Genomic DNA, 13,478 nt, shown 5'->3' on the forward strand with positions numbered 1-13,478 from the left:
GGCGGTGTGTGGAGGAGAGGTGGGCCGGGTGCGCGACCCGTTAAAAGGAAAGACCCCCCGCGCACCCGCCAGAGCCCGGTTACCCTTGCTGCGTTTCCGCCCTGGGGGAGTTGGCCTGGATGGCGCCACGCGGGGAGCCGGGAGACAGTCTAACCGACGTCGGCGGCGTGCAGGCACGGCCGTCGCGGGGCCGTGGTCAGCGGAGGGCGCCGGCACCGGCTAGTATTGATGAGTCGCGGCCACGGTCGCGCCAGGAGGATTCGCCTAGTGGCCTATGGCGCACGCTTGGAAAGCGTGTTGGGTGCAAGCCCTCGGGGGTTCGAATCCCCCATCCTCCGCCGAACGGCGCCGCACGCTCTCGCCAGCTGCGGCGCCGTTCTCTGTTTCCCGGCGCGTGGTGTTTCCCGGCGCATGGCGCCTCCCCCGCCGAGTCGCCCGAGAAGGCTTTCGAGTCGCCCGAGAAGGCTCGTTCCCGGAGTGGAGAACGCGCCTTCTCGGGCGAGTCAGTGCGCTCGTCAGCGGGTGAGGCGCAGGAGCCACTCGTCGAGGAGGGCGGACTCGGCGGCGGTCAGGCCGTCGACGCCCGGCAGCGCGGTGCGCAGGGCGACCGCGTGGGCGGCGAAGGCGCGGGCGGCAGGGTCGGTCGGGCCCGCCTCCGCCGTGGTGATCGCGGCGAGGACGGCCTCGCGGGAGCGGGCGGAGAGCTCGTCGTCCGGCGCGGACGCGAGGGTGAGGGTGCAGCCGAGGGCGGCGGACTGCAGGAGGCGGGCGGCGTGCTCGACCTCGACGGTCAGGCGGCCGGCCTCGGCGACGGCGCGGACGTGGGCGGCGAGGACGCCGCGAGCGAGGCGGGCCGCCTCCGACTCCTCCCCCGGGCGCCCGGTGAACATCAGGGCGTAGAGGTGCGGCTCGGCGAGGCCGAAGGCGATGTGGTGGTCCCAGGCGGCGCGGAGGGCGTCGACGGGGTCGACAGGTGCGTCGACGGCGTCGAACTCGGCCTGGGCGGAGGCGAAGCCCGCGGCGGCGACGGAGTCGAGCAGGCCGCGGAGGTCGCCGAAGGTGCGGTAGATGGTGGGCGCCTGGACGCCGGCCGCCGAGCTGATCGCTCGGGTCGAGACGGCGTCGCGGCCGCCCTCCGCGAGCAGCGCCGCCGTCGCGCTGAGGATGCGGTCGCGGGTCGTCGGGCTCTCGGTCACGAGTATCGACGCTAACACGGCGGCGTTAGCGGACGTGCGCGGGGAGTGCCGGTGACGTGGATCTCGATACGCCCGCGGCGCGGGCTACTCGATCAGCATGGAATTCCACTGTGTGGAACATTGCCTGGGCTACTCGATCAGCTCGGGCAGCGCGCGGCGCAGCCCGAGCGGGCCGCGGGCGCTGACGGGGTGAGCTGCAAGGCGGAGGAGGAAGCGATACCGGCGGTATCGCGCCCGACGACAACGCCGCAGATCGCCCCGTCAGCGGCCGCGGCGGGCCGTGCCGAAGATGCCTCGGACGACCTCGCGCAACAAGGTCTTCCCCACCGAGGACCCGAGGACCTCCTCGACGACGGTCTTGTCGCGGCGGGTGGAGCGGGAGCGGGTGGTGGGCGCGGTGCGGCGGCGGGAGCGCTCGGCCGCCTGGTCGGCGCGGCGCTCGGCGGCGGCGCGGTCCTTGGCCCGCTGAGCGGCGGCGCGGGCGTCCTCCTTGGCGCGGCGGGCGTCGTCGGCGGCCTGCTCCTTGGCGCTGCGGGCGGCCTCGGCGGCCTGCTCCTTCGCGCGGCGGGCGTCCTCCTCGGCCTGCTCCTCGGCGGCGGCGCGGGCCTCCTCGGCGTCGGCGGCCGCGTCGAGGCGGCGGGTGAGGATCTCGCGGGCGGAGTCGCGGTCGAGCGGGGTGCCGTAGCGGGCGAGCAGCGGGGAGCGCTGGACGCTCGCCTCCCGCTCGGCCTCGGGGGTCGGCGCCATCGAGCCGCGCGGTGCCCGGAGCCGGGTCCAGGCGACCGGGGTCGGGGCGCCGCGCTCGTTCATCACCGTGACGATCGCCTCGCCGATGGGGAGCGCCTGCAGCACCTCGCCGAGGTCGTAGTCGCTCTCGGGGTAGGTCGAGACCGTGGCGCGCAGGGCCTTCGCGTCGTCGGGGGTGTGCGCGCGCAGCTGGTGCTGGATCCGCGAGCCGAGCTGGGCGAGGACGTCGCTCGGCACGTCCTTCGGGGTCTGCGTCACGAAGACGATGCCGACGCCCTTCGAGCGGATCAGCCGCACGGTCTGCGTGATGGCCGCGAGGAAGTCCTTCGAGGCGTCGCGGAAGAGCAGGTGCGCCTCGTCGAAGAAGAAGACCAGCTTGGGCCGGTCGAGGTCGCCGACCTCGGGCAGGTCGTTGAAGAGGTCGGCGAGCAGCCACATCAGGAACGTGGAGAACAGCGCGGGCTTGTCCGCGACTCCGGGGACCTCGAGCAGGCTGACGACGCCGCGGCCGTCGGGCGCGAGGCGGAGGAACTCAGCGGTGTCGATCTCGGGCTCGCCGAAGAAGACGTCGGCGCCCTGGTCGGCGAAGGCGATCAGCTCGCGCAGGATGACGCCGGCGGTGGCCTTGGACAGCCCACCGAGCTCGGCCAGCTCGGCCTTGCCCTCGTCGCCGACGAGGTAGGTGAGCACGGCGCGCAGGTCGGAGAGGTCGACGAGCGGCAGCCCGGCGCTCTCGGCGTAGTGGAAGACCAGGCCGAGGCTCGACTCCTGGGTGTGGTTGAGGCCGAGGACCTTCGCCAGCAGCAGGGCGCCGAAGCCGGTGACGGTCGCGCGAACGGGGACGCCGGTGCCGACGCCGCCGAGTGCGAAGTACTCGGCGGGAGCGGCCTCGGGGGTCCAGTCCTGGCCGATGGTGCGGGTGCGGGCGAGCAGCTTCTCGTCGGGGGTGCCGGCGGTCGCGAGTCCGGACAGGTCGCCCTTGATGTCGGCGGCGAAGACGGGGACGCCGTGCGCGGAGAGCTGCTCGGCGAGGACCTGGAGCGTCTTGGTCTTGCCGGTGCCGGTCGCGCCGACGACGAGGCCGTGGCGGTTGAGCATCCCGAGCGGGATGCGGACGGGGACGTCGGCGCGGGCGTCGCCGTTGACGAGGGCGCCGATCTCGAGGGCGGGGCCGGTGAAGGCGTAGCCGGCGCGGACGGCGTCGACGGCGGACTCGGCGAGCGGTCCGGGCGTGGGGGCGGCGGACGGTGCGGGTGCGGATGCCGCGGCGGGCGCGGACGCCGGGACCGGTGCGGGCACTGCGGTCGGCGCCGGGACCGGTGCGGGCGCTGCGACGGGCGCGGGCCCCTCCCCCGGACCGCCGTCGACCAGCCGCACGTCGTCGACGACCGCGGCCGCCTCCTCCGGACCGGCGACCGCCTCGAGGGCCGCGGCGGCAGCCTCCGCGCGGGCCAGCGCCTCGGCGGCCTCGGCCTGCAGTCGTCGGGCGGCCTCGAGGGCCGTGCGTGCGTCGTCCCTCGCCGAGGCGAGCCCGTCGTCGTTGCTCATGGGGTCAGCCTAGGGTCGCGACGCCGGCCGAGCCCGGCTCGCCCCGGCCCGATCCGCGCGCACTCCGCATCGACCGGCGTCACGGCCGACCCCGCCGACCGCGCTCCCGCTCAGTCCTCGCGGACGTGCCACGGCTGGCCGTAGCCGCCCTCGTCGAGCGGGCGGGCCATCAGCTCGAGGAACGGCTCGGCGTCGAACGCCTCCGGCCCGAGCACCCCGGCGCCGGACCAGGCACCTGTCGCGAGCAGCTCGAGGGCGATCACCGGGTTGAGCGCGGTCTGCCAGACGACGCACTGGGTGCCGTACTCCGCCATCGTCCACTCGTTGTCGCTGACGTGATACAGGTACACCTCGCGGTGCTCGCCGTCCTTGGCGCCGGAGACCCAGAGGCCCGCGCAGGTCTTGCCGGTCATCCGCGGGCCGATGCTCGCCGGGTCGGGCAGGCCCGCGGCGACCACGTCGCGCGGCGAGACCAGCACCGGCCCGTCGGCGGAGCGGACCCGGACCGGCTCCGTGCGGTCGAGTCCGAGCAGGTTGAGCGTGCGGAGGACGCCGATGAACTCGGCGCCGAGGCCGTACTTGAAGGTGACCCGCTTCGCATCGAGCCAGCGCGGCATCAGCAGCACCTCCTCGTGCTCGACGTTGACGCACTCGACGGGGCCGATCCCCTCGGGGAACTCGAACACCTCCGGTTCGGAGAACGGCGGCGTCGTGAACCAGCCGCGGTCCTTCTCGTAGATCACCGGCGGGTTCAGGCACTCCTCGATGGTCGTCCAGATCGAGAAGGAGGGCGCGAAGATCTCGGCGCCGGAGTCGTCGCGGACGACGAGGTTCGCGCCGTCGCGGACGCCCAGCTCGTCGATCTCGTCGAAGAGGTGGTCGGCGGCGTAGCGGGCGAAGACGTCGGAGAGCCCGGGCTCGACGCCCATGCCGACCAGGGCGAGGCGGCCGGCGGATTCCCACGTGGGCGCGGCGGCGAACTGCTCGTCGCCGAGCTTCAGCCCGGTCTTCGCGTGCGGCTCCTCGGGGTGCGGCCGGGAGAGGCTCATCGCCATGTCGACGTAGTCGGCGCCGGCGGCGAGGGCGCCCGCGAAGATCGTCGGCACGAAGGACGGCTCCACCGCGTTCATCACGTGGGTGGCGCCGTGCGCGCGGGCGACGGTCTCGACGTTCTCGGCGTCGGAGGCGTCGATGCGCGCGGCGACGAAGCGGTTCTCGACGCCGTCGGCGCCGTGCCGCTCGAGGATCCAGGCGACGGTGCGCTCGGCCCGGGCGAGCTCGTAGTCGCAGACGATGATCTGCTCGAAGAAGGAGCGGCGGGCGGCGATCTTCGCGAAGGCGTCGCCGACGCCGCCGGCGCCGACCAGGAGGATTCTCATGCAGCCACCGTAGCGACGGAATCGCTCGTGGTTCAAGGTCGGGACCGCGGGAATCGGGAGGCGGGGCGGATCTGCACGACGGAATCCGTCACTCCTGCGCCGTCTCCTCCGCGATCTCGAGGAGGCGGATGAAGCGCGAGAGCCGCTCGAGCGCCGCCATCGAGGTGGGCGGCGACGCCGCCAGGGCCGGGGAGTGCACGAGGAACGCGGCCCACTTCGCCCGCGAGATCGCGACGTTCAGCCGGTTGGGCAGCAGCAGGAACTCGAGCCCGCGCGGGACATCGGCGCCGGAGGAGGCGGCGAGCGAGACGATCGCGACGACCGCCTCCCGGCCCTGGAAGAGGTCGACCGTGCCGACCAGCGTCTCCTCGAGCCCGGCCGCGTCGAGGGCGTCGCGGAGGAGCGCGCCCTGCGCGTTGTACGGGGCGACGACGATGACGTCCGCGGCGGTGAGCGAGCGCTCGCCGTGCTCGTCGGTCCAGGCGCGGCCGACCATCGAGAGGGCGATCTCGACGACTCGGCGCGCCTCGTCCGGGGAGGAGGTGGTGTCGCCGGCGTGCACGACCGGGACCGCGTGCAGTCCGGGCCTGACGCCGTCGAGCCGGCGCACCTCCGGGGCGCGGGAGGAGAGGGCGCCCTCGTAGGAGAGCTCGGAGACGGCGGCGGCGAGCGCGGGGTGCATCCGGTAGGTCTGCGCGAGGAAGTAGCCGTAGGCGGGCGGCAGGACGTCGTGGCCGTCGGCGAGCCAGCCGAGCGCCGACTCGTCGACCGGCTCGGGGTGCGAGCCCTGGCTGACCTGCGGGAGCTGCTGCGGGTCGCCGAGGAGGAGCACGCGCTCCGCGGCGATCGCGGAGGCGATGGTCGGCGCGAGCGAGAACTGGCCGGCCTCGTCGATCACCAGCAGGTCGAGCGAGCGGCGCGGGACGCTGCCCGCGTTGGCGAAGGTCCAGGCGGTGCCGCCGACGACGCAGCCGCCGCCCCCGGCGAGCGCGGCGAGGGCGGCGCCGTTCTTCACCGGCGTCCAGGCGACGGCGGCGAGGGCCTCCGCGGAGCTGCCGGCCTTGGGCACCTTCGCGACCCGGGCGCGGTCGACGCCCTTCGCGACGACCGCGGTCAGGACGTTCTCGACGACGGAGTGGGACTGCCCGACGACGCCGACTCGCCAGCCGTGCTCGGTGACGAGCCGGGCGATGACGTGCGAGCCGACATAGGTCTTGCCGGTGCCGGGCGGGCCCTGGACGGCGAGCGTCGCGCGCTCGAGGCCGAGCAGGGTCTCGACGACGGCGGCGATGACGTCGTCGCCCTCGACCGGCGCGACGACGGCCGGGGGCACGCGCCGGAGCACGTCGAGGGCGGGGTCTGCCAGGAGTGCGGGCAGGGCGTCGAGCACCTGGCCGCCCCACTCCGCGATCGCCTCGGGCTGCGGGGCGGCCCGGGGCGGCGGTGCGGGCGCGAGGGCGATCGGGACGTCGTCGTGCGAGTCCTCCCCCGCGCGCAGGCCCTCCTTGAGCAGCAGCACGACCCGCTCGCCGTCGTCGGACGCGGCGAGGATCTCGGCGCGGTCGGAGGCGCCGCGCATCCCCGGTCCGGGCGAGGGCGCCCCGGGTGGCGCCGGGGAGTCGTAGACGAGGAACGGCTTGGCGCTGATGCCGAGCCGGCTGCCCGGGGCGAGGCGGCCGAGGATCCGCAGCTCGCGGGAGAGGGTGCGCGCCCGCGCCGGCGTCGACCAGTCGCGGACGACCTCGACCCGCTCGACGACGACCACGTCGCGGGCGTCGGCCCAGTCGTCGAGCGGCTGGCGCAGCCGGTCGAAGTGCTCCTGCCAGAAGGTCTTCGCCTCGCGGCGGTGGTAGTCGATCGCCGCGCCGGCGAGGGCGAGGGCGGTCTGGTCGGGGGTGCGCTCGCGGGGCTCGATCCCCTCCACCTGGGCGAGGAGCGCGACGGCGACCGGGTCCGGCTCGCGCGGGACGGGCAGGTCGACGTCGACGAGCGGGAGCGGCTCCTCCTCGCGCGCGGGGACGAGCGAGCGCAGCCAGTCGCGCAGGCGCAGAGTGGAGCGGCAGTCGTAGGCGTTGTACTCGCCGATCTCGGCGAGGCGGCGCTCGCCCTCGCGGCGGTCGAGCTCGGCCCTCGCCGGGTCCCTCTCCGCCGACGCGGCGTCCCGATCGGCCGACTGCAGCAGCGCCCGCGCCTCGACGTACTCGGTGATGCTGTCGGCCGCGTTGGTCACTCCCTGGGTGTCGCGCGCCTCCTCGCCCATGTAGAGCGGCTCGAGCTTCTTGATCGAGTAGCTGCGCGAGCCGACGCGCAGCGCCCGGCGGACGACCGGGTAGAGGTCGACGAGGACGCCGTCGCGCAGGAGCGCGTCGATCTCCTCCTCCCCCGTGCCGTGCCGCTGCGCGAGCGAGAGCAGGTGGCTGCGCTCGTAGGACGCGTAGTGGTAGACGTGCATCCGCGGGAAGCGCGCTCGCCGCTCGCGGAGGAGGGCGAGGAAGTCGACGAGGGCGCGGCGCTCGGCCGCGAGGTCGTGCGCCCAGAACGCGGTGAAGACCTCGTCCTGGTCGACCATGCCGAAGAGGTAGTCGAGGCCCCACTGGCCGTCCTCCGCGTGCAGCGGGTCGCCCTCGAAGTCGAAGAAGAGGTCGCCCGGGTCGGGCGCGGGCAGGGCGGTCAGCACGGAGGCGTCGACGACCTCGACGACGGGGACGTGGTCGGCCGAGGCCTCGGTGGCGAGCTGCAGGCGGGCCTGGGCGCGCAGCGTCTCGGCGGCGCCGGCGCTCATCCCGGGGACCGGCCCCGCGCTGACCGCGAGCGCGTCGAGGGTGGTGATGCCGGCGGCGGCGAGCTTCGCGCGCTGGTCGAGGCGCATGCCGGCGACCAGGATCGGGTCCCGGTGGGCCTGCACCTCGGGGGCGCAGAGGCCGCAGCGGCCGCAGGCGGTGAAGCGCGGATCGCCCCACGCCACCGGCTCGGTCGCGGCGAGGTGCTCCTCCAGAACCGCGCGCAGGCGCGCCCGCTGGACCCGCTGCACGGGGGCGATCATCGCGAGGTCGTGGCTGGTGGTCGTGCCGTCGCCGAGGACGAGGTGGACCTTCCCGCCGACGCGGATCCCCCGCGCCGCCATCTGCTCCGCGTACGCGGCGAGCTGCAGCAGCGCCGGGATCTTCGCGTGCCGGGCGAGCTTGGTGTCGTAGACCTCGTAGGCGCCGTCCTCGGTGCGGAGCAGGAAGTCGGAGAAGCCGATGAATGTGCCGTCGTAGAAGGTGGCCTGGTAGAGCACGTCGACACCCGCGCGCATCGCCTCGACCGCCTCGTCCGCGGCCCTCGCGTAGTCGGCGCGCTCGGGGCGGGCGAACTCGAGGACCTCGTGCGTGCGCTTCAGCTCGGCGAGGAAGGCGACCTCGTGCTCGTCGCCGAGCACGGCGGTGCGCTGCAGCATCGCGTCCTCCTCGACGACGACGCGGGGCGCCCGGCCGAGGGTCGCGTCGAGCCGGCGGAGCACCGCCCACTCGCAGGCCGACCAGGAGGAGAGGTCGGTCGGGCTCGTGACGAGGCGGACTCCCCCGCTGCGGTCGTCCTCGAGATACACGCGACTCCCTCCCGGGCCGCCGGGCGACGACCGCCTCCAGGGTAGGGCGCCCCTCCGACACCGGCGCGTGCGAGGCTGGGCGGATGACCAGGGCGCGCTTCGAGATCATCCCGTCGGACGGCATCGGCGAGAAGGCAGAGCGGGCGTTCCCCGATCCGGCCGCGGTGACGCTGACCGTGACGAGCCTGCCGAAGCACGGGACGGAGCGGACGATCGACTCCGCGGTGGAGCTGGCCGGCCGCGGCTTCCGGGTCGTGCCGCACCTCGCGGCGCGGAACGTGGAGGGGCGCGAGGCTCTGGAGCGCGCAGTCGGGCGGATGCGGGACGCGGGGATCGACGAGGCGTTCGTGATCTCGGGCGACGCGAGGAGCGCCGCGGGCGGCTACTCGACGTCGCTCGAGCTGATCCGCGACGCCCGCGAGCTGCGGCCCGAGCTGGCCGTCGACGTCGCCGGCTACCCGGAGGGGCACCCGCACCTCTCGGACGAGAGCATCGCGAAGCACCTGCGCGAGCGGGCGCCGTACCTCCGCGGGATCGTCACGCAGATGTGCTTCGACGTGGACGCCGTTGTCCGCTACGCCGACCGGCTGCGGGCGGACGGGATCGACGCGGAGCTGTGGGTAGGCGTCCCGGGGCCGGTCGAGCGGGCGCGGCTGCTGTCGCTCGGCGCGCGGATCGGCGTCGGGTCGTCGCTCGGCTTCCTCAAGCGGAGCTCGTCGGTGGCGGGCGGGCTGCTGCGCGGCCGCCGCTTCGACCCGTCCGCCTTCGTCGGCCGGCTGGAAGCCGCCGTGGGCGACCGCCTCGCCGGCCTGCACGTTTACACCTTCAACGAGCTCGACGGCCTGCGCGCGTTCTGACCCCCTCCGCGAGATGCCACTTGTGAGCGGCTTTTGCGGCGTGTCGCGCTCATAAGTGGCATCTCGCGGCGGGGATCAGTGCGTGCGGCGGACCCAGAGGGGCGGGTGAGGGAGCTCGGACTCGGTGCGGAGGCGGCCGGCCAGGGGGGCCCAGACGATCAGGGCGACGGCGAGGCCGAGCAGGAGGCCGCCGATGGTGTCGGTGAGCCAGTGGGCGCCGAGGTAGGTGCGGCTGGCCATCATCGCGACGCTGTAGAGGAAGCCGGCGATCCAGACCCAGAGCAGCGGGAAGACCAGGGCGAGCACCATCGCGGTGGTCGAGGCGTTCGCGGTGTGGCCGGAGGGGAAGGAGCCGTAGTCGCTGGTCACCAGCATGTCCTCGGGGCGGGCGCGGCCGACCAGCTCCTTCACGAGCTGGGTGGCGCCGACGCTGACGAGGGCGGCGAGCGCGTAGTAGAGGGCGGCCCAGCGCCGGCGGAAGACCAGCAGAACGATGATGATCGCGACCGGGATGATCGCGGTGCCGACGATCCCGGCGCCGACAGTGTTCATGATGAGCGCCGGCACGTCCCAGACGCTCGAGCGGTGCTCGACGATCTCGTCCATCCACTCGACGTCGAACGAGAACGCGCTGGTGGGTCGGAAAGCGATGATCACGGCGAGGACGATCGTCACGGCCAGCGCGATCGAGGCGGAGATCAGCGGCCAGCGGCGCGAGACGTGCCGGGCGGCCTCCGTGGTGAGGACCTTCGCGACGACGTCGTCCGAGGGGGCGCGCCGGTGGAGGCGCTCGCGCTGCACGGCGTCGGGCTGGGCGACGCCGGGCTCGGTCTTCAGGGGGTCGTGGCGAGGATCCATCCGGACATGATGGCGCCACCGGACGTTCACGCGCTGGGGCTTGCGGGCTGACGCGGCGGGGTCGGGCTCGCGGAATCGCTTCCGGCACGTGGAAGCGGCACGTTTTCGCGAGCCGGAGCCGGAACGACGAGCCGGAGATCGGCCGTGATCACCTCCGGCTCGCGGAAACGCGTCCGGCACGTCGGATCGGTGCGTTTTTACGAGCCGGAGCGGATACCGCGAGCCGGAGGTCAACCGCGGACACCTCCGGCTCGCGACAACGCGTCCGGCACGTCGAAAGCGGGCCATCCGACGAGCCGGAGCCGGATCCGCGAGCCGGAGGTCATCCGCCCGCACCTTCGGCTCGCCAGAACGGGTCCGGCACGCCGGAAGATGGCGATTTCGCGAGCCGAGGCCGCTTCCGCGAGCCGAACATCTCCCGGCACGCGGAACGCGCTCCGGCACGCCCGAATCCGCTGATCCGGCGAGTCGGAGCCGGTTCCGCGAGCCGGAGGTCGCCTCGGCGGATCAGTCCTGCAGGGCCGGGACCGTGCGGGGGCGGACGACGAGCCAGAGCGCCAGGATCGAGACGGCGGCGGTGGCCATCATCACGCCGGCCATCGGCACGGCCGACTCGGCGCCGAAGAGGCCGGAGATCGGCGAGAGGATGCCGGCGGTGCCGAAGTTCACGGCGCCGAGCAGCGACGCGGCGGTGCCCGCCTCGCGGCCGTGGTTGACCAGGCCGAGCACCTGCACGCAGGGGAAGCTGAAGCCGCAGGCCGCGATGAAGAACCAGAGCGGGACGAGGGTGCCCCCGATGCCGAAGCCCAGGCCGTCGAAGAGCGCGATCAGCCCGGCGGTGACGAAGAGCGTGACCGTGGTGATGGCGAGGATCCACTGCGGGCCGACGCCGCGGCGGCTGAGGTACGAGGACGCCTGGACGCCCGACACCACGCCGAGCGAGTTCACCGCGAAGAGCAGGCCGTACTGCTGCGCGTCCAGGCCGTAGAGCCCCTGGAAGAGGAACGACGAGCTGGAGAGGTAGGTGAACAGACCGCCGAAGGTCATGCCGCCGATGATCGCGACGCCGACGAACACCCGGTCGCTGAGGACCGCGCGGTAGCGCTGCGCGAGCGAGCGGGAGTCGCGGTCGGCGCGCGCCACCCGGGGGCGCGTCTCGACGATCAGCAGCGCGACCGCCAGCATCACCAGCAGGCCGTAGGCGGCCAGGAAGACGAAGATGCCGCGCCAGTCCATCACCAGCAGCAGCTGCGAGCCGATGACCGGCGCGAGCACGGGCGCGAGGCCGGAGACCAGCGCGAGCCGCGACAGCATCTTCACGAGCGGACGCCCGCCGAACAGGTCGCGGACCATCGCCATCGCGACGACACCGCCCGCGGCGGCGCCGGCTCCCATCAGGAAGCGGAAGACGCCGAGCGAGACGATCTCGGGGGCGAACGCCGCTCCGACGCAGGCCAGCACGTGCAGCGAGGTCGCGAGCAGGATCGGCAGCCGCCGCCCGACCACGTCGCTCCACGGCCCGACGACCAGCTGCCCGAGCGCGAAGCCGAGCGTCGTGCCGGTGAGGGTCAGCTGCACCGCCGCCTCCGACACGTTCAGCTCGCCCTGCAGCGCCGGGAAGGCGGGGAGGTAGAGGTCGATCGTGAACGGGCCGAGCGCGGTGAGCGCGCCGAGGACGATCACGTAGACGAGGCGCTGACGGTTGGTCAGGGCGTCGCCGGCGTGCCGGTGCACGGAGATCGAGCCGGTGGGGGTCGGGGCGAGAGAGGTCACGGAGCCTTCCTGCGGGGCGCAGAGCGGAGAAGGGAGAGGGGAGCGCGGAAGGGCACCGCCTCTACCGCCAAGCGACGGGAGACCGGATTCATTCCCCGACTATCGAATCAATTCGACCGGGGGTCGCGCAAGGGCCTGAGCCGAGCCCGTGGACCGGAGTGCGCATCGGGTGGGCGCGCGGAGACGGAGCGGCGCGAGGCCGCGGCGGACGACGGCCAGATCGGGCGGGGGCGGTGGGAGCTGCTCAGGCCGCCGGCCGCGCGCCGCCGGCCGGGTGCAGCTCGGCGGTGAGCGGATCGGCGAGCAGGCGCTCGAAGGCCAGCTCGGCCGCGCCGAGCATCAGCAGGTCGGCGCCGAGCTCGGTGCGGGCGATGCGCACGGAGTCGAGCGCCACCCGGAACGGCCCGCCGCGGCCCAGCCGCTCCTCGAGGAAGCCCGGTGCGACGCCGACGAGCGCGCCGAGGAACCCGCCGAGCACGACCAGCTGCGGGTTGAAGATGTTGACGACGTTGCGCAGCGCCACGGCGAGGTGCCCGAGCTGCCGCTCCACCTCCGCACGCACCGCAGGATCGCTCGAGGCGGCGAGCGCCTCCTCGAGCCGCTCGCTCACGTCGGCGCTCTCGTCGAGGCCGAGCACCCGCAGCAGCTCCGCCCGGCCGACCTCGGTCTCGAGGCAGCCGACCGCGCCGCAGTGGCAGTCGACGCCGGCGCTGTTGACGAGGGTGTGGCCGATCTCGCCCGCGTACCCGTCGATCCCGTGCAGCGGGGTGCCGCCGACGATCACGCCGGCGCCGACGCCGCTCGCGCCGCCGTTGAGGTAGACGAGGTGGGACACGTCACGCCCGGCGCCGAGGACGCTCTCGGCGAGGGCACCGAGGTTCGCGTCGTTGGCCGAGAGCACCGGGAGCCCGGTCGCCTCGGCGAGCATCCGGGAGAACGGCTCATCGGTCCAGCCGAGGTGCGGGCCGACCCGGACCAGGCCGTCGGCGTCCCGGACGAGGCCGGGGACGGCGACGCCGATGCCGACCGTGCGGGCGTCCCTCGGCAGCTCGGCGACCAGCTCGGCGATGGCGCCGGCCGCGAGCGCCGCCGCGGCCTCGGCGCTCGGCACGGCGGCGGTGCGGCGGATGCGGCGGCGCACCTCGGCGTCCAGGCCGACGATCGCGACGGTGACGGCGTCGATCTCGGGGTTCACCGCGATCGCGACGACCCGCAGATCGGTCTCGACGATCGGGCTCGGCCGGCCGACCTGGTTGAGGGTCTCGGGCTGCAGCTCGCGCACGACGCCCAGCTCGACCAGCTCGCCGACGAGGGCGGCGATGGTGGAGCGGTTGAGGCCGGTGAGGCGGGTGAGCTGCGAGCGGGACCGCGGGCCGCCGCGGTGCACGAGGCGCAGGAGCGCGGACAGATTGTGCCGGCGGACCCGGTCGAGGTTGTTGCCGCGCGTCGCGTTCTCGGCCATTCCGCGGTCTCCTCTGCTCTCCGGGGCCAGCCTATCCGCGGGTGCGGGCGCTTCCGGCCGCACAACATC

Annotated in this window: 8 protein-coding genes, 1 tRNA gene and 1 other RNA gene; 2 read left to right on the forward strand and 8 right to left on the reverse strand. The window is 74.2% G+C overall.

Annotated features, from left to right (window positions below; all coding sequences use genetic code 11):
• Nucleotides 1-45: 45 nt before the first annotated feature.
• An RNA gene (ffs, locus tag EDF43_RS16650) (signal recognition particle sRNA small type) lies at nt 46-142 on the reverse strand.
• Nucleotides 143-253: 111 nt separating this feature from the next.
• Here ffs and EDF43_RS16655 point away from each other — a divergent pair.
• Nucleotides 254-338 (forward strand) — tRNA-Ser (locus tag EDF43_RS16655).
• 177 nt (nt 339-515) lie between these two features.
• On the opposite strand, the gene EDF43_RS22550 is transcribed toward EDF43_RS16655, so the two are convergent.
• The 4 genes from EDF43_RS22550 to EDF43_RS16675 all read right to left on the reverse strand — a co-directional run bounded on the left by EDF43_RS22550 (nt 516) and on the right by EDF43_RS16675 (nt 8,459).
• Nucleotides 516-1,196, reverse strand: a complete 681-nt coding sequence (locus tag EDF43_RS22550) for a TetR/AcrR family transcriptional regulator (protein ID WP_207901813.1) — start codon at nt 1,194-1,196, stop codon at nt 516-518.
• Between the two features lie 261 nt (nt 1,197-1,457).
• Entirely contained in the window at nt 1,458-3,491 is a 2,034-nt protein-coding gene (locus tag EDF43_RS16665; protein ID WP_132437657.1) for a helicase HerA-like domain-containing protein, read from the reverse strand.
• A gap of 110 nt (nt 3,492-3,601) precedes the next feature.
• Nucleotides 3,602-4,870 (reverse strand): saccharopine dehydrogenase C-terminal domain-containing protein, encoded by a 1,269-nt coding sequence (locus tag EDF43_RS16670; protein ID WP_132437656.1) that lies wholly within the window; start codon nt 4,868-4,870, stop codon nt 3,602-3,604.
• Nucleotides 4,871-4,958: 88 nt separating this feature from the next.
• Complete coding sequence (locus tag EDF43_RS16675) at nt 4,959-8,459, reverse strand: bifunctional RecB family nuclease/DEAD/DEAH box helicase (protein WP_132437655.1); 3,501 nt, start codon at nt 8,457-8,459, stop codon at nt 4,959-4,961.
• Nucleotides 8,460-8,542: 83 nt separating this feature from the next.
• Between EDF43_RS16675 and EDF43_RS16680 the strand changes: the two genes are divergently transcribed.
• Entirely contained in the window at nt 8,543-9,316 is a 774-nt protein-coding gene (locus tag EDF43_RS16680) for a methylenetetrahydrofolate reductase (protein WP_132437654.1), read from the forward strand.
• Between the two features lie 75 nt (nt 9,317-9,391).
• On the opposite strand, the gene EDF43_RS16685 is transcribed toward EDF43_RS16680, so the two are convergent.
• The 3 genes from EDF43_RS16685 to EDF43_RS16695 all read right to left on the reverse strand — a co-directional run bounded on the left by EDF43_RS16685 (nt 9,392) and on the right by EDF43_RS16695 (nt 13,409).
• A complete protein-coding gene (locus EDF43_RS16685; RefSeq protein ID WP_123737316.1) occupies nt 9,392-10,174 on the reverse strand; it encodes a phosphatase PAP2 family protein in 783 nt (260 codons plus the stop codon).
• Nucleotides 10,175-10,681: 507 nt separating this feature from the next.
• Nucleotides 10,682-11,947, reverse strand: coding sequence for a multidrug effflux MFS transporter (locus EDF43_RS16690; protein ID WP_243582282.1), 1,266 nt, complete (start codon nt 11,945-11,947; stop codon nt 10,682-10,684).
• Nucleotides 11,948-12,191: 244 nt separating this feature from the next.
• Nucleotides 12,192-13,409, reverse strand: a complete 1,218-nt coding sequence (locus EDF43_RS16695) for an ROK family protein (protein WP_132437653.1) — start codon at nt 13,407-13,409, stop codon at nt 12,192-12,194.
• Nucleotides 13,410-13,478: the final 69 nt, after the last annotated feature.

This window comes from Rathayibacter sp. PhB179, from assembly GCF_004345345.1.
In the GTDB taxonomy this organism is placed as follows: domain Bacteria; phylum Actinomycetota; class Actinomycetes; order Actinomycetales; family Microbacteriaceae; genus Rathayibacter; species Rathayibacter festucae.